Raw genomic sequence first — 16,529 nt, 5'->3', positions numbered from 1 at the left:
GCATGGGCGACGACACGACCGACGACAGGTCCGGTGACACGACCGGCGACTCGACGGGACCCCCGATGCGGCTCGAGTTCGCGGCGCTCTCCGACGTCGGGCGGGTCCGCAAGGACAACCAGGACTCCGGGTACGCCGGCCCCTGGGTGCTGACCGTCTGTGACGGCGTGGGTGGCGCCGCGCGTGGTGACATCGCCTCCGCGACCGCCGTACAACAGCTCCGCAAGCTCGACGAGCGCCCCGGCGGCGACATGCTCGCCCAGGTGGCGGGTGCCCTGCACCGCGCCCACGACCGCATCGCGGAGCTCGTCGAGGAGGACCCGAACCTCAACGGCACCAGCACCACCGCCACCGTGGCCCTCTTCGACGGCACGCGGGTCGCGATCGGCCACGTCGGCGACAGCCGCGCCTACCTCTACCGTGAGGGTGCGCTGAGCCAGCTGACCAAGGACCACACCTTCGTCCAGTCACTGATCGACGAGGGCCGGATCACCGAGGAGGAGTCGCGGGTCCACCCGCACCGCAACCTCATCCTCAAGGCCGTCGACGGCATCCACGAGACCGAGCCCGACCTGTTCTTCGTCGACCTCGCGCCGGGAGACCGGCTGTTCCTGTGCTCCGACGGCGCCTGCGGTGTCCTTGATGACACCCACCTGGCCGACATCCTCTCCACCGGCACCCCCGACTTCGCGGTTGTCGAGCTGGTCCGGGCCAGCCTCGAGGCGGGTAGCAGCGACAACGTCACCTGTCTGGTCGCCGACGTCCTCGAGAGCGACACAGCTGGCGTGGGCGACGCCGTCGCCCCGGACCTGACCCCACTCCTCGTGGGTGCGGCGGCCGACCTGCCCCGGCGCAGCCGCGGTGCGGCCGGAAGCCTGTTCCGCGGTCACCGTTCCGGTGACACCGGCGAGCTCGAGCCGGTGCCGGCCGAGATCCCGGTCGGCGCCCCCGGCTACGCCATCCCGAACGACCCGATCGATCCCGAGGTGGCCCGCTACGCGCCACGCCCGCCCCGACGGTTCGCCTGGCTCAAGCGCCTGGCCGTGCTGGTCGTGCTGATCGGCCTGCTCTGGGCCGCGGCGGGAGCCGCCTACGCCTGGACGCAGCGGCAGTACTACGTCGGCGAGCACGACGGCCACGTCACGATCTATCGCGGCGTCGACGCCAGCCTTCCGGGACTGACCATGAACCGGCCCTACGAGGAGTCCAACATCTCCCTCGACCGGCTGCACGAGATCGACGCCCGGGCCGTGCGCGAGGGCATCGAGTCCAACAGCCTCGATGACGCCCGCCGTACCCTCGCCAAGCTGGGCGAGGAGCAGACCCCCTGCCCCGAGGAGTCCGACGAGGCCCCCACCAAGACCCCGGCACCCACCGAGAAGCCGAGCGCCACACCCCCCGGCGGAGGCGGTGGGGGCACCGGCGGCGGCAGCGAGGGCGAGGTCAGCGGCACCGACAGCGACAGCCGCACCAGCAACGTCACCGGCGGCAGCGTCACCGGCGGTGGGCCCGTCCAGCAGGACTCGGTGATGGATGCGGCCAAGGCCGCCTCGGACTCCGCCGTCCGCGCAGGCGCCAGCGTCGGGTCGACCACCGCCCGGACCGACGTCGGACACAGCGCCGTGCGCGCGGACTGCGACTGAGGCGGGTGCCGATGACGCAGCAGAACAGCTTCCTGGGGTTCGTGCACCGGCGCCGCCGGGGTGCGGAGCTCTTCCTCCTCATCCTCGCGCTCGCCGTGGGCATCGGGGCGTACGCCGCCGTGGGCCTGGGCGTCGAGGGCGAGGTGCCGGCCGACATCATCGGCTACGGCGGATGGCTGGCCGCGCTGACGATCGCCTGCCACGTCGTCGTCCGTCTGACCGCGCCGTACGCCGACCCGGTGCTGCTGCCGGTCGTGGCCGCGCTCAACGGTCTGGGCCTGGCCGTGATCCACCGCCTCGACCTGGCCGACGGCACCACCTTCGCCCGTCAGCAGCTGGTCTGGATGACCATTGGCGTCGCGCTCTTCGCGGCGACCCTGGTCTTCCTGCGCGACCACCGGGTCCTGCAGCGGTTCACCTACACCAGCGGCCTGGCCGCCATCGTCCTGCTGCTGATGCCGATGCTGCCGTTCATCGGCGTGCAGAAGAACGGCGCCCGCATCTGGATCAACCTCGGACCGGTCGGCATGCAACCGGGCGAGATCGCCAAGGTGCTGCTGGTGATCGCCTTCGCCGGCTACCTGGTGCTTCACCGCGACGCCCTGGCCCTGGCCGGCCGACGCCTGGTCTTCGTAGACCTGCCCCGCGGGCGCGACCTCGGCCCGATCCTGGCGATGTGGCTGATCAGCCTCTGCATCCTCGTCTTCCAGCGCGACCTGGGCTCCTCGCTGCTGTTCTTCGGCATCTTCTTGACCATGCTCTACGTCGCCACCGAGCGGCCCGGCTGGCTGGTCGTCGGCGGCACCATGTTCCTGGCCGGCGCGTTCCTCGGGTTCAAGGCGTTCAGCCACGTGCAGGTTCGGGTCGACGCCTGGCTGCACCCCTTCGACGACTTCTACGGGTCGGGCAACCAGATCGGGGAGTCGTTGTTCGGCATGGCCTGGGGCGGCCTGCTCGGCCGCGGCTTCGGTCAGGGCAGCCCCTACCGCATCCCGTTCGCCGAGTCCGACTTCATCATGGGCGCGATCGGCGAAGAGCTCGGCCTGACCGGCGTGATGGCGGTGATCCTCTGCTACGGCCTGATCGTCGAGCGTGGGCTGCGTGCTGCCCTGGTCTGCCGCGACGCCTTCGGAAAGCTGATGGCCTGCGGTCTGGCCTGCGTTCTCGCCCTGCAGGTCTTCGTGGTGATCGGTGGCGTCACCCGCCTCATCCCGTTGACCGGTCTGACCACGCCGTTCCTCTCGTACGGCGGTTCGTCCCTGGTCGCCAACTGGGTGATCATCGCGCTGCTGCTGCGCGTCTCCGACCAGGCCCGGCGCCCGGTGCCCGACCTCTCGAACGACACCGACGAGACCAGTGACGCCGAGACCACCCAGGTGGTGAACCTGCGGTGAACAAGCCGATCCGCACCATGGCGATCTTCTGCATGCTGCTCTTCATGGCCCTGCTGGCCAACGTCACCTACCTGCAGTACATCGCCGCCGACGACCTCAACGACGCCTCGAAGCACCCCGAGAACCGGCGCGTCATCGAGGCTGCGTTCTCCCGCGAGCGCGGCGCCATCCTGGTCGGTCGCAACGCGGTCGCCGAGTCGAAGGCCTCCGACGACAAGTACAAGTTCCAGCGTGCCTACAGCAATCCGTTCATGTATGCCCACGTCACCGGCTGGTTCTCCTACTACTCCCAGTCGGGCATCGAGAACACCCAGAATTCGGTGCTCTCCGGCGACGACTCGCGACTGTTCGTCTCGCGGCTGGTCGACCTGGTCAACAACGCCTCACCCAAGGGCGGCACGGTCGAGCTGACCATCGACCCGGACGCCCAGCAGGCCGCGTTCGACGGCCTCTTCAAGAACCCCGGGCTGGGCAGTGACGTCCAAGGGGCGGTGGTGGCCCTCGAGCCCTCCACCGGCAAGATCCTGGCGATGGTCTCGGCCCCGACGTTCAACCCGAACAAGCTCGCCTCACACGATCTGGACAAGGTGGAGGCGGAGGACAAGAAGCTCAACAAGCGCGAGGACGAGCCCAAGCTGAACCGGGCCATCGCCACCACGCTGCCTCCGGGCTCGGTGTTCAAGCTGGTCACCGCCTCCGCCGCGATCGAGACCGGCGACTACGACGCGGACTCCATGGTTCCCGGCGGGCCGTCGTACACCCTCCCGCACACCTCGACCTCGATCGGCAACGGCGGCCGCTCCTGCGGCACCGACAAGATCACCATGACCCAGGCACTCGAGCAGTCGTGCAACACGACGTTCCTGGCGCTGGCCAACGAGCTGGGCCAGGACAAGATGCTGCGCCAGGCCGAGGCCTACGGGTTCAACGACACCTCCCTCGAGGACCTCAAGGGCCAGGCCGCCAGCGTCTACCCCACCGAGGACCTCGAGGACTCCTACCTCGCCCAGACCGGCATGGGGCAGTACGACGTCCGCGCGACGCCGCTGCAGATGGCGATGGTGGTCTCCGGCATCGTCAACGACGGGGTCGTGATGCGCCCCTACCTGGTCGACGAGGTGCGCTCCCCCGACCTCGACGTCCTGGACAAGACCTCGACCGAGGAGCTGTCCGAGGCGGTCGGGTCCGACACCGCCCACGAGCTGCGCAAGATGATGGTCTCGGTCGTCGAGCACGGCACCGCCGGTGTGGCGCTGATCCCGGGCGCCGAGGTGGGCGCCAAGACCGGCACCGCGGAGAACTGCAGCGAGTGCAACGACTACGCGTGGTTCGTCTCGTATGCCGACAAGGACGACAAGCAGGTCGCCGTTGCCGTGATGCTGCAGAAGGTGCAGCTCAGCAACGCCGAAATCGCCGGCGGCAAGCTAGCCGGACCGATCGCCAAGGCGGTCATGGAAGCCGTGATCGACTGATGACCCCCTCGGACAGGAAGAAGGGCACATGACGAACGAGGAGCCGATGATGGTCGGCGGCCGCTACGAGCTCGGCGAGATGCTGGGTCGCGGTGGCATGGCTGAGGTGCGCAAGGGCACCGACTCCCGCCTCGGACGCGTGGTGGCGGTCAAGCGACTGCGCACGGACCTGGCCAGTGACGCGACCTTCCAGGCTCGGTTCCGTCGCGAGGCGCAGTCCTCGGCGTCCCTGAACCACCCCTCCATCGTCGCGGTCTACGACACCGGCGAGGAGATGGCGGCGGACGGTGTCGCCCAGCCCTACATCGTCATGGAGTACGTCGCCGGGCGCACCCTGCGCGACATCCTCCGTGAGGGGCGCAAGATCCTCCCCGAGCGGGCCCTCGAGATCACCTCCGGTGTGCTCTCGGCCCTCGACTACAGCCACCGCGCCGGCATCATCCACCGCGACATCAAGCCGGCCAACGTGATGCTCACGCCGGGTGGTGACGTGAAGGTGATGGACTTCGGCATCGCCCGCGCGGTCTCCGACGCCTCCTCGACGATGACGCAGACCGCGGCCGTGGTCGGCACCGCCCAGTACCTCTCCCCCGAGCAGGCGCGCGGCGAGACCGTCGACTCCCGCTCCGACGTCTATTCGACCGGCTGCCTGCTCTACGAGCTCCTCACCGGCCGGCCGCCCTTCGTGGGTGAGTCCCCGGTCGCCGTGGCCTACCAGCACGTGCGTGAACCGGCTCAGCCGCCGTCGACGTACGACTCGGAGCTGACGCCCGAGGTCGACGCGATCGTGATGAAGTCACTGGCCAAGCGCCTCGAGGACCGCTACCAGTCCGCCGCGGCGATGCGCTCCGACATCGAGCGCTACCTGGCCGGCCGCCCGGTCCAGGCGCCGTCGGTCGCCGCGGCCGCCGCCGTGCCCGCCGAGTCCACGACTGTCCTGCCCAGCTCCGCCCCCCGTCCGACGACCGCATCCCATGCCGCCGTCCGTGAGGACGACGAGCCGCCCAAGCGCACCGGCCTGTGGATCGTGCTCGGGCTGCTGCTGCTGGCCCTCGTCGCCGGCGCAGCGTGGGCGATCCCGAAGCTGAAGGACGACAACACGGTCACGCAGGTGCAGGTGCCCGACGTCGCCGGCATGGCGCAGCCTCGCGCCGTGAAGGCGATCAAGGACGAGGGGCTCGTGCCCGTCATCGAGGAGGCGGCCTCCGACACGGTGGCCGAGGGCAAGGTGATCGAGACCGACCCGTCCGGTGGCACCGACGTCGACCCCGACAGCGAGGTCACCCTCACGATCTCGACGGGCAAGCCCGACCTGCCGGTGCCGAGCGTGGTGACCCTGACCCGTGACGAGGCCGAGGCCAAGCTCGTCGACCAGGGCTTCAAGGTGACCTTCGAGGAGCGTGACACCGACGACCCGAAGGGTCAGGTGGTCGACCAGAGCCCGGTCGCCGACACCCAGGTCAGCTTCGGCAGCACCGTCACGGTGACCGTCTCCGACGGGCCCGAGGAAGTGCCGTTCGTGGTCGGCGACACCCGTGAGGAGGCGATCAAGAAGCTCGAGGCCGCCGGCTTCAAGGTCTACGTCGACGAGACCGACGAGGAGTCCGACGCCAAGCCGGGCGAGGTGGTCGACCAGAGCACCGCGCGCGGTGAGACCGCCGACCAGGACACGGAGATCCGGATCACCGTCTCGACGTACGTCGCGCCGACCGAGGAGCCGACCGAGTCCGAGACCCCGCCGACCGAGACCCCGCCGACCGAGACTCTGCCGACGGACCCGCTGACTCCCTAGGGGTCATCGCCGGAAGGTCGTCGCGATGAACGGGCGACCGCTCTACGTCAGCGGCTGGGCGTACTCCATGCCGCGCAGACCTTCGTAGGCCGGCACCGTGACGTCGTCCTCCTGATGCATGTCCCAGCCGACCTGGATCGAGGGATCAGCGGCGTCGAGGCGGTAGAGGTTCACGGTGAGGTTCTCGTCGATGCTCTGCTGGATGGCGTCGGCGTCGCCGACCGCGGTGATCACGTAGGGCTGGGGATAGGGGATGCCCTGCAGCTCGACGGAGTTGCCGGCGCACTTGATGCCCGTGGTCGAGATGATCCGCTGACCCTGGATGCTGATGCCGTCCGCACCCGCCTGCCACATGGCGTTGACGACCGCCTGGATGTCCTGCTGGTGCACCACCAGGTCGTTGATGTTCGTGGCGCCCTCGCGCAGGTCGGTGGGGCTGTCCGAGAGCGTGACGGTGACGCCGTCCCCACTGACCGCGGTGAAACCGGCCGGCGACTCCAGCCGGTCGGCGTTGCGCCGGGCCCGGCGTACCTGGTCGTCGTCGATGCGTGCCGAGAGCCGCTCGACGTCGTCGGTCAGGTCGCGTGCCTTCGACTGCTGCGCCTCGAGCTGGTTGCTCTCACTGCGCACCAGTGAGGGCAGGTCCTCCACCCGTCCGGGCCTCAGGTCGGTGCCCTCGCTGCTGGTCGCGCTGACCACGAACAACGCCCCGGTGGCCGCGAACACGATCGGGGTGCTCAGCCGCCAGGCGACGCGTTTGGCACGGTGCTCGTGGGATCGCGGGGTCATGGCGACTACGCTAACCCGGTGCGCCCGGGAGTCCAGCCGCACCTGGTCAGTTATTGAGGAGATGTCGGTGTCCAAGTCCAAAGACAAGCACGAGCTGGTAGACCCCAACGCGGTGAAGGGACCGATCTTCTCGATCCGGTTCCTGATCACGATCCTGTTGGTGGCTGCCGGCATCGCGTACGTCGTGATCTGGACGCTCTACGTCCGTGATGTCCGGGCCTTCGAGACGACCGGCAAGGGCGGTGAGCCCGACACGCTGATCCCCAGCATGGACAAGCTCAAGGACTGGAACTGGGCCGTGGGCTTCGGTCTGATCTTCCTCGGCCTGATCGTCTCCGCGCACCCCAAGACTCCCCTGGGTCGTGGTCGCGGTGTCGTGGTCGGCATGCTCGGCTGCTTCCTGATCGGCCTGATCTGGATCTGCACCTTCTACATCTTCGCCGACCGCCCCGAGGGCGAGATCTGGCTGCTCGGAGACCTGGGTCAGCTCAACCTGGCCGTCGGCATCGGGTTCATGGCCGTGGGCTTCACCTTCGCCACGCGCTGGGAGTGACCTCGCGCGTCTGATCCGCACAGCAGGGCCGGTTCTCCACCGGCCCTGCTGCCATTTCACGCCTCTGACCTGCGGAATCACACGCCTGTAAGTTCTCCACAGGGGTTATCCACAGTGTGCATAACTCATCGCTGAGCGGAGTGGATGGGCATGAGTCCACTCAACGTAGGAGATTCTCCGGCACCGGTGCCGGGGAATCTCCTACGCCGGCGCAACGACCTCGCAGGCGCTCAGACGAGAGCGGTCAGACAAGGACGGCGGTGCGAGCGGCCACGGTGCCGACGACAGCGATCAGCACGAGGCTCACGCCGATCGCCTGCCAGAGGGTACGGCGATCCTTCGGGGCGTAGGCGAGGACGGCCCCCAGGAGAGCCCCGCCGATGAATCCGCCGAGGTGCCCCTGCCACGAGATGTTGGAGCCGCTGATGGTGATGAAGACGTTGAGACCGATCCAGAGCAACAGCTGGCTGACGTTGCCGCCGGTCTTGAGACCGACCACCAGCAGGGCGCCCATCAGGCCGAAGATGGCGCCAGAGGCTCCGAGGGTCTGCTCGCCGGCACCGGAGAGCCAGTAGACCGCAGCCGAGCCGGTCAGGCCGGAGAGCAGGTAGACGACCAGGAAGCGGGTACGGCCCAGGATCATCTCGAGCTGCGGACCGAGGAACCACAGGGCCAGCAGGTTGAAGGCGACGTGCATGAAGTCGACGTGCGCGAACATGCTGGTGACCAGCTGCCACCACTCGCCACCGGCGACCCCGTGTGCCCACTCGGTGGCGTGACCCGGCGCGTTGCCGGCCTTGCACACGGCCTCGGACTCGACACCGGGGTAGTAGGCTCCCGGCTGGTCGGGGGCCAGGCACTTGCCGAGTGGGGTCAGTGCCAGGCGCGAGACCCATTCGCTGCTGTGGCCGCCGGTGCCCCGGATGAACAGGAACACCAGAGCATTCAGCCCGATCAGGACCATCGAGGTCAGTGCCGGGTTGCCCGAGCGCTGCCCGCCGTACGGCGTACGGCCGCTGCGGGTCTGCTTCGCGCCCTGGTGCACGCAGGAGGGGCACTGGAACCCGACGGCGGCCGGGATCATGCAGTCCGGGCAGATCGAGCGCTCGCAGCGCTGGCACCGGATGTAGGCCTCCTTCCCCGGGTGCCGGTAGCACACGGGGAGGGAGGAGTCGGGCGGCGTACTCAAGTCAGGGCCGAACGACCTCGACGGAGTCGATGACGATGTCCTCGACCGGGCGGTCCATGCGACCGGTGGGCGCGGTGGCGATCGCGTCGACGACCTCGCGCGAGGCCTGGTCGGCGACCTCGCCGAAGATGGTGTGCTTGTTGTTCAGGTGCGGGGTCGGGCCCACGGTGATGAAGAACTGCGAGCCGTTGGTGCCCGGGCCGGCGTTGGCCATGGCGAGCAGGTAGGGCTTGTTGAACTGCAGCTCGGGGTGGAACTCGTCCTTGAACTTGTAGCCGGGGCCACCGATGCCCTGGCCGAGCGGGCAACCGCCCTGGATCATGAAGCCGTTGATCACCCGGTGGAAGATCAGGCCGTCGTAGAACTTCTCGCCGGAGCGACCGGCGTCGTCCTTGTAGTCCTTGGTGCCCTCGGCGAGGCCGACGAAGTTCTCCACGGTCTCGGGGGCGTGGTTCGGGAACAGGTTGATGTTGATGTCACCCTTGTTGGTCTTCAGGGTGGCCTGCAGGTCAGCCATGACTGCCTTTCGTGGAGTGCGTGGACGGATAGATCTTCGCAGGCCCGGGCAAGCCTGCGAAGAGCAGGTCGCGGACGCGCTGTTGGTTGCTGCCCACCTGTGGTGTTTGATCGGAAGCAACGAATCGACACGGGAGGCTCCAAGCATGGGCATGCGACGCAAGAAGAACCTGATCGACTCCGCCAACGAGCTGGCCGATGACCTGCGCCCGCGCATCGAATCTGCCATGGAGACCGCGCGCGACGCAGTCGACCAGGCACGCGAAGCCGCCGGTCCGCTGCTCCAGGACGCTCGCGAGAAGGCCGCTCCGCTGATCGCCGACGCGCGTGAGCGCGCTGCCGAAGCTCGCGAGAAGGCCGCCCCCTACATCGCGGAGGGCAGGTCGCTCGCCGCTGAGAAGGCCGGGGAGGCCCGCGAGAAGGCGGTTCCGCTGCTGGCCGAGGGCAGGGCTCTGGCCACCGAGAAGGCGATCACCGGTCGCGACGCGGCGGTGGCCAAGGTCAACGAGCTGCGTGGCATCGAGCCCGAGCCCCAGAAGAAGGGCGGCAAGCTGAAGAAGCTGGTCCTGGTCGGCGTGCTCGCGGGCGTCGGTGGCCTGGTGTTCAAGAAGCTGCGTGGCGGCCAGGGTGCCGGCGACAACTGGCAGTCCAGCTATGTCCCCGCTCCGCCGCCGTCCCCCGCCCAGAAGACTGCTGCCGGTGCCCCGGCCGACCGTGCCGAGGACGACGCGGCTGCGGCCACGCCCGACGAGGCGCTGGCCGACGCTGCCGATGCTCCGCACGCCGACACCACGCCGGACAACCCGGCCGAGGTCGTCGACCTGAAGGCCGTCGCCGACGCGCCCACCGACTCGGCTTCGGCCGGCGAGTCGCCCTACGGTACCGGATCGGCTGCACCGCTGGAGGACGGTTCGGCCCCTGACGCGTCGTACGCCGTCAAGGGAAACGCCGGCTCCATGCTGTTCCACACCACCGAGTCGCCGTCGTTCGAGCGGACCAAGGCCGAGGTGTGGTTCACCGACGCCGCCGCTGCCGAGGCGGCCGGCTTCAAGCCCTGGAACCACAAGCAGCAGCACTGAGTCACTGAGCTCCGTTCAACGAACGGTCGCAGCCACCGCGGAAGGGGCTCGGGTCAGGCGCTGGTCGCCTCGGCCCGGGCCCCTTCGTCGTGCACCCGCTTGGTGGCCCGGTGCTCGGCCCAGAAGCTGAGGATCGGGATCGTGCCGCAGATCAGCGTGACGATCGTGAACGGCAGCTCCCAGCGCTCCTTGCGGGCCAGCAGGAAGGCGGTGACCAGGAAGATCATGTAGAGCCAGCCATGGGCGACGCCGAGGTAGGTCGTGATCCACTCGCCGAGCTGCTGGGCGTCGGTGCCGTCGTCGAGCAGGTACTTCAACGGCACGCCGACAAGGATCAGGACGATCAGCAGGACACCGACGACGGTGGCCATCACGCGGTAGCGGGTCAGGGTGGCGTTGGCGCTCTTCACGCGGCCGACCTTAACCGCTCGGTCTCGTCGCTCACCCAGCGCCACCAGATGAAGCCGGCGAACAGGCCGAAGACCCACCACTCGATGGCGTAGAGCAGGTTGCGCAGGGCCGTCGTACGCCCCACCTCGGGGAGCTGGTCGAGGCTGGCCGCGGCCAGACCCTCGGTGCCGTCGTTGACTGCGGTGTCGCCGTGCGGCCAGTCGCCGTCAGCCACGTCGTTCGCGACGACTGCATAGGCGCCGTACAGGTCCTGGTCGACGTGCTGGAGCGCGTCGGCCATCCGCACCTGGGGCAGCACGTCGTCGTCGGGGTCGTCGTCGACCTGGCCGGTGCCCTCGGTCGGCTGGAGCCAGGCCACGAACGCGGTGGCGCCGCTCGGCGCGGGCGGGGCATCGTCGACGTCGGGGGTCCACCCTCGTACGACGAGCAGCGCCGCGCCGTCCTGGCCGTCGATCGCGACCGGCGTCATCACCCAGTAGCCCTGGTCACCGTCGTGCTCGCGGCCGCTGACGAACAGGGTCGACTGGGGCACCCACGAGCCGCGTACGACGACCGGCTGGCCGACCTTGCGCCCGGGGAACGGGTCGTCGGCGCCGATCACGTCGGTGAGCTGCTCGGGTTCGATGCGGGTCAGGTCACGGGCCTCGGCGGCGCGGTGGGCCTGCCACGCGTTGAGCTGCCAGACACCGAGACCGCAGGCGATCCCGACCAGCACGAGGGCCAGGAGGTGGAACCCCCAGTACTTCGGGCGGAGCAGCGGACTGGCGGGCACGGGCCCACTCTACGGAGCAGGTCGTGGGGATCAGAGGCCGGTCGGCTCGTCCAGCGGGGTCAGCTCGTTGCAGATCGCGAAGGGCAGGTGGTCGCCCAGCACGAGGTTGGCCGCGGCCACCGGATTGCGGACCTTGAAGCCGATCCGCCCGGTCGACGGATCGGCGACGACGAGTCCTTCGAAGGCGTCGCGCCAGGTGATGGTGCCGGTCTCGGGCCACACGTCGATCAGGTCGGCACGGTCGTGCAGGTCGGTGCGGTCCACGTCGGTGCGTGCGGTGGCGACTTGGTCGGTGACATTGACCGAGAAGGCCTCGAGCGGCATCAGGTTCGTGACGTCGAACGCGCTCTCCAGGGCCTCCTGGTCCTCGTACGTCGCGTCGACGCCGAGGGCGTCGTTGACCGGAATGCAGCTCCGGCGCAGGTAGGTCGACTCGGCGTCGGCGTCGACGAGCTCGGGCAGCAGCGGATCGGAGGCCCACACCGGGTCGCCCTCCTCGGCGATGCCGGAGACCAGGAGGTGCTGATCGGCCTCGACCCTCGCGTCCTTGAGCGGAGCAACATCGTCCTTCACCGCCTTGCCCACCTCGGCCATGTCCTGGTCGGGCCGGAAGCCCAGCACGAAGCCCGGTCCGTCGGGTCCGGTGAAGCGGGCCTCCCAGTCGACGTCGTCCTGGGTGAAGCCGTAGTCCAGCCAGAGTCGTGAGTGCTCCTCGCGGAGCAGACCGTCGGTCAGCATCACGCTCTCGCGATCGGCCTGCTCCCAGAACGCCGTACGGTCGGTCATCAGCGAGTGGCTGGTGAGGTCCTCCATGCCCAGGTCGGCGCGGATCGCGTCGTAGTCGGTGATGGTGAGGATCTCCGCGTCGGCCGGCACCAGGGCCAGCACGAGCCGCGGGTCGCGGACCGCCTTGTGCTCCGGGGGCTGCAGGTCCTCCGGGATCGCGGTGGGCGTCGTCTGCTCGGCCTTCGGATCGTCCTTGTGCTTGTCGTCGGAACCGCAGCCAGTGGCCAGGCCGACAACGAGCAGGAGCGAGGCAGCCAGCCGAGTCAGGTCCACGCCGGGATCGTACTCGGAGCCACGCCGGCCCGGCTGCTGCGGCAGATGCAGTCAGGCGAGCAAGGTCTCGGCGAGGTCGCGCGCGGCACGGGCCGGGTGCTGGTCGCCGCGAGTCGAGCCCATCACGAGCGTTCCTTCGATCAGCAGGTGCAGCTGCTCGGCAGCGCGGTCCGGATCGTCGTGGCCCAGGGCCGTGACCTCCCGGGCCAGGAGCGCGCGCAGGCGACGCCGGAAGGAGCGGGTCTCGGCATGGGCGGGGTGCTCGGGGTCGGTGAGCGCGAGGTCGGTCGCGAAGTAGCGACAGCCGCGGAAGTCGGCGTCGGAGACCAGGTCATCCAAGCGGTCGAAGAGCCCGAGCAGGCGGGCCCTCGGTTCGTCGGCACCGGCCAGCGCCTCCTCGTACCACGCGATGTCCTGCTCGGCGGCGCGCCGGATGACGGCCTCGATCAGGCCGTCCTTGCCGCCGAAGTGCTCGTAGAGCGACCGGCGGGCCACGTTGGCCTCCTTGAGCAGAGCGTCGACCCCGACCGAGGCGCCGTGGGAGTAGAAGAGCTCCTGCCCGGCCGGGCGACACCGACGCGATGGCCGCCCTGGTCCACGACGACTGCCTGATGGTGTCGGCACAGCCCGCACCCGACGGCACGGCGTACGCCGGCAAGGACGCGTGTGTCGCGTTCTGGGCAGAGCTGATGGACGACGAGTCGACGACGTTCGAGGTCGAGCACGTGTTCACGGACGGGGAGTGGGCAACGGTGCGGTGGCGCTACCGGTTCGGGCCCACCGACGCGGAGTCGGTCCTGGGCGTGAACGTGACGCGGGTCAGTGAGGGTCGCGTCATCGAGCAGCTCGGCTACACCAAGACCCCGGACAGCTTGCCGCTGCCGGAGTAGGACTCGGTGCCCGCGAGCCTTCCGGCCTCAGCTCGCGTGCACCCGTCGGTTGCGCATCAGCGCTCCACCGCACAGGGTCGAGGCCAGGCCGAGCCAGAGCAGAACCAGTGAGGGACCGCCGGTGTCGGGCAGCGCGACCTTCGGCCCAGCGGCGCCGGCACGGCACGGGTGAAGAACGTGGCCGTGCCCGCCGCGTTCGATGAGATCGCGATCATCGTCGACGACATGCCCGGGGACATCAAGCTCTTCGTCGTGCTTGCTGCCTTCGTCGGCCTCCGCGAAGGCGAGCTGCTCGAGCTACGACGCTCCGACGTCGATGGCGTCACGGGACGCATCAGCGTCACCCGCAAGGTCGACAAGGAGGCGGACCGGTAGGTGCGCGGCGCCTGTCCCGAGTGCGGTCGTCACATCAGCACCCCGAAGACCAGGAGCGGCATCCGCGTGGTGCACGTCCCGCCGCCATTCCTCCCGATGCTCCAGCACCACCTGCTCGAGTTCACGGCCGAGGGCGACAAGGGCCTTCTCTTCCCCGGCGACCGCACCGACCACATGAGCGTCCGCTTCCTGATGGACCGCTACCGACCCGCTCGCGACAGGGCCGGCCGACCGGACCTGACGATCCACCACCTGCGCCACACCACGCTGACCATGGCCGGCCAGCACGGCGCCACCGCGGCCGAGCTCCAGGCGCGCGCCGGCCACGCGTCCCAGGCTGCGATGGCGATCTATCAGCACGCGGACGCTCGACCGCGACCGGCTGCTTGCCGAGAAGATCGGCCAGACGTACGCCGACTGGCAGGCATGGCGGAGGCGCGAGTGAAGCCGATGTCGGTACCACCATGCAAATTGGTGCGTCAGTGTCGCACCAATTCAGAACCACCAAGCCGAGGAGAACATGAGTGAGCTCGTACCTGGCGACGACGTTCCGCAGGACGTAGATGCCTTGCTTCCCTACTTGGTCGAGCTCGTCGAGCGAGGCCAGCGAGTAGCGGCGACTCAGGTCAACGCAACACTCACCATGACGACTGGCTCGTGGGTCGCGCGATCGCCATCAACACCCTCCGCGACGGACGCGCGGACTACGGCAAGAGAATTCTTGGGACGCTGTCCCAGAATTGAGGGCCCGGTTCGGTGCGGGCTTCGACCAGACCAACCTCAGCCGGATGGTCCAGTTCGCGCGCCAGTTCCCTGACCACGCGGAGGTCGCCGAACTGGTCACGCGCGTTTCCTGGTCGCATGTCTACACCTTGCTGGCCATCAAGTCTGACGACGCCCGCGACTTCTACGCTGCGGAGGCCGCTGTCAAGCGCCTGAGCGTGCGCGAGCTCAAGAAGGCGATCTCTCGCAAGGCATACGAGCGACGCAAGATCGCGAACTCCCAGATCCCCGAGGGATCCGCCGTCCCGCGCGACACGTTCCGCGACCCATTGCGACGCCCCCGACCGCGTATCGCCGCCAGCCGTCCGTTCCTTGCGACACACAGCGGACGCTTCTGCGGGACGCGACCGCGACTACCGCTCGGCCAGCTGTGGGTGTTCCGGTAAAGGTTCCGTCTCGAACACCCTCAGCCACTTCGAGCCGCGAGCCGACTGGGATGAGATGACCTCCTGACCCGGGAGTGGGACGGCTACTTGGAGTGGTTCCCGGTGAAGGCGACCGAGACGCCGAGCCCGATCATCGAGACACCGCCGACCGTCCCGAGCAGGCTGCCGCGTCGCGGGGAGCGGCTGAGCCACGTGCGTAGGCGGGCGGCGAGCAGAGCCCACACGGTGTCGGACGCGAGGGCGATCGACACGAGGATGGCGCCGAGCAGAAACACCTGCAGTCCGAACTGTTCGGCGCCCCGGTCAACGAACTGGGGCAGTACAGCGGCGACGAGGATGAACGACTTCGGGTTCGAGACAGCCACGACGAACCCCTGGCGCAGAGACTTGCTCCAAGAGATCGTCGCGGGCTCGGATCCCTGCGAGTCGGCGCCGAAGTCGTGCCGGTGACGGATGGCCTGGATGCCGAGGTAGACCAAGTACCCGGCGCCCAGGGCCTTGATGACCCAGAACAGCATCTCGGATCGGGCCAGCAGCGCTCCCAGGCCGACGGCGACCAAGACGACGAGCAACAGAAGACCGACGGCGTTGCCGACGACGCTCGCCATGGCCGTCCGACGGCCGTGCGCTATTGCCCGGCTGATGGCGAACACGACACTCGGCCCGGGGATGGCGATGATGATCGCGGCAGCAGCCGCGAAGGCCAATGTCTGTTGCAGGTTGAGCATGGGGTCAATCTACGACAGCGAGGTGCCGCTGGGTGGGTGAGAACGCGACGCGGGTGCGCGTTGCCTCCCACGCAGGCGGTGCCGCACCCCCACCTCGCACTGGATCGCGTCCCGCACGAGGATCGTTGTTCGGGACCGCCGGAGATGCGTCTTTCCACCGCCTATGGGGCAATCCTCCGGTAGCCGCTGGGCGGCGGCCTGCCGCAGGCCTACGCTGATGGAATGCTCGACCTGGATGCCATCGATGTCGAGGAGCTCGCCGCGGCACTGACCGACCAGACAGACTACGAGCATCGGTGGTTGATCGACCCGCAGACCGGGGAGCTTGTGTTCTGGACCAGCGACACCGGCATCGACGGCCAGAATTCAGTGGACCTTGAGGAACTCGATCATCTGGTGCTGATCGACCCTCTGCCGTCGTACGTCTGGTATCAGGACATGGTCGACTTCGCCGAGGGCATCAGCGACCGCATCGCGGGCGAACGCCTGAGCCGAACGCTTGAGGGCAAGGGCGCCTTCCGGCGGTTCAAGAACGAGCTCCATCAACGCTGTCCCGACCTGGTCTCCGCTTGGCGCGCCTTCAGTGATGTCCGCGCGAGGGTCCGCGCCGTGCGTTGGCTGGCCGACGAGGGTCTGGTCGACGGCGACTCCGCACAGCTGTTCTCCCGGGACAACCCGGACGTCATTCTTCCCTGACG

18 protein-coding genes and 1 pseudogene are annotated in these 16,529 nt (G+C 68.9%); 11 read left to right on the top strand and 8 right to left on the bottom strand.

The genetic code is table 11. From position 1 onward, the window contains the following. The first annotated feature begins 2 nt into the window (after positions 1-2). Genes NJ4_RS03350 through pknB form a run of 4 tightly spaced genes read left to right on the top strand, consistent with a single transcriptional unit; the run spans position 3 to position 6,301 of the window. On the top strand, positions 3-1,643 hold the full coding sequence (locus NJ4_RS03350; protein ID WP_082748138.1) for a PP2C family protein-serine/threonine phosphatase: 1,641 nt from the start codon (positions 3-5) through the stop codon (positions 1,641-1,643). An 11-nt stretch (positions 1,644-1,654) separates the two neighbouring features. Continuing rightward, positions 1,655-3,037 carry an FtsW/RodA/SpoVE family cell cycle protein gene (locus tag NJ4_RS03345; RefSeq protein ID WP_067430434.1) on the top strand — a complete coding sequence of 461 codons (1,383 nt, stop codon included), beginning with the start codon at positions 1,655-1,657 and terminating at the stop codon, positions 3,035-3,037. Then, positions 3,034-4,509 carry a peptidoglycan D,D-transpeptidase FtsI family protein gene (locus tag NJ4_RS03340; RefSeq protein ID WP_067430175.1) on the top strand — a complete coding sequence of 492 codons (1,476 nt, stop codon included), beginning with the start codon at positions 3,034-3,036 and terminating at the stop codon, positions 4,507-4,509. Before NJ4_RS03345 ends, NJ4_RS03340 begins: the two co-directional genes overlap by 4 nt. 28 nt (positions 4,510-4,537) lie before the next feature. Further along, on the top strand, positions 4,538-6,301 hold the full coding sequence (pknB, locus tag NJ4_RS03335; protein WP_067430173.1) for a Stk1 family PASTA domain-containing Ser/Thr kinase: 1,764 nt from the start codon (positions 4,538-4,540) through the stop codon (positions 6,299-6,301). 42 nt (positions 6,302-6,343) lie between these two features. Here the strand turns inward: pknB and NJ4_RS03330 are convergent, their stop codons facing one another. Beyond that, entirely contained in the window at positions 6,344-7,090 is a 747-nt protein-coding gene (locus NJ4_RS03330; RefSeq protein WP_082748137.1) for a DUF881 domain-containing protein, read from the bottom strand. Between the two features lie 67 nt (positions 7,091-7,157). Here NJ4_RS03330 and NJ4_RS03325 point away from each other — a divergent pair, with 67 nt between their 5' ends. Further along, positions 7,158-7,643 carry a cell division protein CrgA gene (locus NJ4_RS03325; protein WP_245644431.1) on the top strand — a complete coding sequence of 162 codons (486 nt, stop codon included), beginning with the start codon at positions 7,158-7,160 and terminating at the stop codon, positions 7,641-7,643. Positions 7,644-7,887: 244 nt separating this feature from the next. Here the strand turns inward: NJ4_RS03325 and NJ4_RS03320 are convergent, their stop codons facing one another. Beyond that, complete coding sequence (locus NJ4_RS03320; protein ID WP_067430167.1) at positions 7,888-8,832, bottom strand: rhomboid family intramembrane serine protease; 945 nt, start codon at positions 8,830-8,832, stop codon at positions 7,888-7,890. Between the two features lies 1 nt (position 8,833). Beyond that, complete coding sequence (locus NJ4_RS03315) at positions 8,834-9,349, bottom strand: peptidylprolyl isomerase (RefSeq protein WP_067430164.1); 516 nt, start codon at positions 9,347-9,349, stop codon at positions 8,834-8,836. A 145-nt stretch (positions 9,350-9,494) separates the two neighbouring features. On the opposite strand from NJ4_RS03315, the gene NJ4_RS03310 reads away from it, so the two are divergent. After that, the gene (locus NJ4_RS03310) at positions 9,495-10,427 is read left to right on the top strand and encodes a sunset domain-containing protein (protein WP_067430161.1); all 933 of its coding nucleotides are present in this window, start codon (positions 9,495-9,497) and stop codon (positions 10,425-10,427) included. A 53-nt stretch (positions 10,428-10,480) separates the two neighbouring features. On the opposite strand, the gene NJ4_RS03305 is transcribed toward NJ4_RS03310, so the two are convergent. Genes NJ4_RS03305 through NJ4_RS03295 form a run of 4 tightly spaced genes read right to left on the bottom strand, consistent with a single transcriptional unit; the run spans position 10,481 to position 13,293 of the window. After that, positions 10,481-10,837: a DUF3817 domain-containing protein gene (locus NJ4_RS03305; RefSeq protein ID WP_245644430.1), complete on the bottom strand. Its 357-nt coding sequence runs from the start codon at positions 10,835-10,837 to the stop codon at positions 10,481-10,483. Next, positions 10,834-11,610: an SURF1 family protein gene (locus NJ4_RS24975; protein ID WP_082748136.1), complete on the bottom strand. Its 777-nt coding sequence runs from the start codon at positions 11,608-11,610 to the stop codon at positions 10,834-10,836. Before NJ4_RS24975 ends, NJ4_RS03305 begins: the two co-directional genes overlap by 4 nt. Before the next feature lie 30 nt (positions 11,611-11,640). After that, a complete protein-coding gene (locus tag NJ4_RS03300; protein ID WP_067430159.1) occupies positions 11,641-12,669 on the bottom strand; it encodes a hypothetical protein in 1,029 nt (342 codons plus the stop codon). Positions 12,670-12,720: 51 nt separating this feature from the next. Then, positions 12,721-13,293 carry a TetR/AcrR family transcriptional regulator gene (locus tag NJ4_RS03295; RefSeq protein WP_067430156.1) on the bottom strand — a complete coding sequence of 191 codons (573 nt, stop codon included), beginning with the start codon at positions 13,291-13,293 and terminating at the stop codon, positions 12,721-12,723. On the opposite strand from NJ4_RS03295, the pseudogene NJ4_RS03290 reads away from it, so the two are divergent. The 4 genes and pseudogenes from NJ4_RS03290 to NJ4_RS03275 form a co-directional block, all read left to right on the top strand. After that, positions 13,242-13,559, top strand: a pseudogene (locus NJ4_RS03290) (nuclear transport factor 2 family protein); the annotation flags it as partial. The gene NJ4_RS03295 and the pseudogene NJ4_RS03290 overlap by 52 nt on opposite strands. 183 nt (positions 13,560-13,742) lie before the next feature. After that, positions 13,743-13,934, top strand: a complete 192-nt coding sequence (locus NJ4_RS03285; protein WP_157550655.1) for a site-specific integrase — start codon at positions 13,743-13,745, stop codon at positions 13,932-13,934. Then, positions 13,935-14,462 (top strand): tyrosine-type recombinase/integrase, encoded by a 528-nt coding sequence (locus tag NJ4_RS03280; RefSeq protein WP_067430145.1) that lies wholly within the window; start codon positions 13,935-13,937, stop codon positions 14,460-14,462. Between the two features lie 260 nt (positions 14,463-14,722). Next, positions 14,723-15,103, top strand: coding sequence for a DUF1016 N-terminal domain-containing protein (locus NJ4_RS03275; protein WP_245644428.1), 381 nt, complete (start codon positions 14,723-14,725; stop codon positions 15,101-15,103). 83 nt (positions 15,104-15,186) lie between these two features. On the opposite strand, the gene NJ4_RS03270 is transcribed toward NJ4_RS03275, so the two are convergent. Continuing rightward, positions 15,187-15,831, bottom strand: a complete 645-nt coding sequence (locus tag NJ4_RS03270; protein ID WP_067430140.1) for a LysE family translocator — start codon at positions 15,829-15,831, stop codon at positions 15,187-15,189. Between the two features lie 222 nt (positions 15,832-16,053). Between NJ4_RS03270 and NJ4_RS03265 the strand changes: the two genes are divergently transcribed. After that, positions 16,054-16,527 carry a UPF0158 family protein gene (locus NJ4_RS03265; protein WP_067430137.1) on the top strand — a complete coding sequence of 158 codons (474 nt, stop codon included), beginning with the start codon at positions 16,054-16,056 and terminating at the stop codon, positions 16,525-16,527. Positions 16,528-16,529 lie beyond the last annotated feature (2 nt).

The organism is Nocardioides jensenii JCM 1364 = NBRC 14755 (assembly GCF_001552535.1).
In the GTDB taxonomy this organism is placed as follows: Bacteria; Actinomycetota; Actinomycetes; order Propionibacteriales; family Nocardioidaceae; genus Nocardioides; species Nocardioides jensenii.
Note: the sequence above shows the minus strand (reverse complement) of the source record. Positions and strands in the feature narration are given on the sequence as shown.

Excerpts from the sequence above, each read along its gene's own strand:
- NJ4_RS03315 (WP_067430164.1), bottom strand. The coding sequence starts at position 9,349 with ATGGCTGACCTGCAGGCCACCCTGAAGACCAACAAGGGTGACATCAAC.
- NJ4_RS03265 (WP_067430137.1), top strand. The coding sequence starts at position 16,054 with ATGCTCGACCTGGATGCCATCGATGTCGAGGAGCTCGCCGCGGCACTG.
- NJ4_RS03330 (WP_082748137.1), bottom strand. The coding sequence starts at position 7,090 with ATGACCCCGCGATCCCACGAGCACCGTGCCAAACGCGTCGCCTGGCGG.
- pknB (WP_067430173.1), top strand. The coding sequence starts at position 4,538 with ATGACGAACGAGGAGCCGATGATGGTCGGCGGCCGCTACGAGCTCGGC.
- NJ4_RS03270 (WP_067430140.1), bottom strand. The coding sequence starts at position 15,831 with ATGCTCAACCTGCAACAGACATTGGCCTTCGCGGCTGCTGCCGCGATC.
- NJ4_RS03310 (WP_067430161.1), top strand. The coding sequence starts at position 9,495 with ATGGGCATGCGACGCAAGAAGAACCTGATCGACTCCGCCAACGAGCTG.
- NJ4_RS03345 (WP_067430434.1), top strand. The coding sequence starts at position 1,655 with ATGACGCAGCAGAACAGCTTCCTGGGGTTCGTGCACCGGCGCCGCCGG.
- NJ4_RS03350 (WP_082748138.1), top strand. The coding sequence starts at position 3 with ATGGGCGACGACACGACCGACGACAGGTCCGGTGACACGACCGGCGAC.
- NJ4_RS03275 (WP_245644428.1), top strand. The coding sequence starts at position 14,723 with ATGGTCCAGTTCGCGCGCCAGTTCCCTGACCACGCGGAGGTCGCCGAA.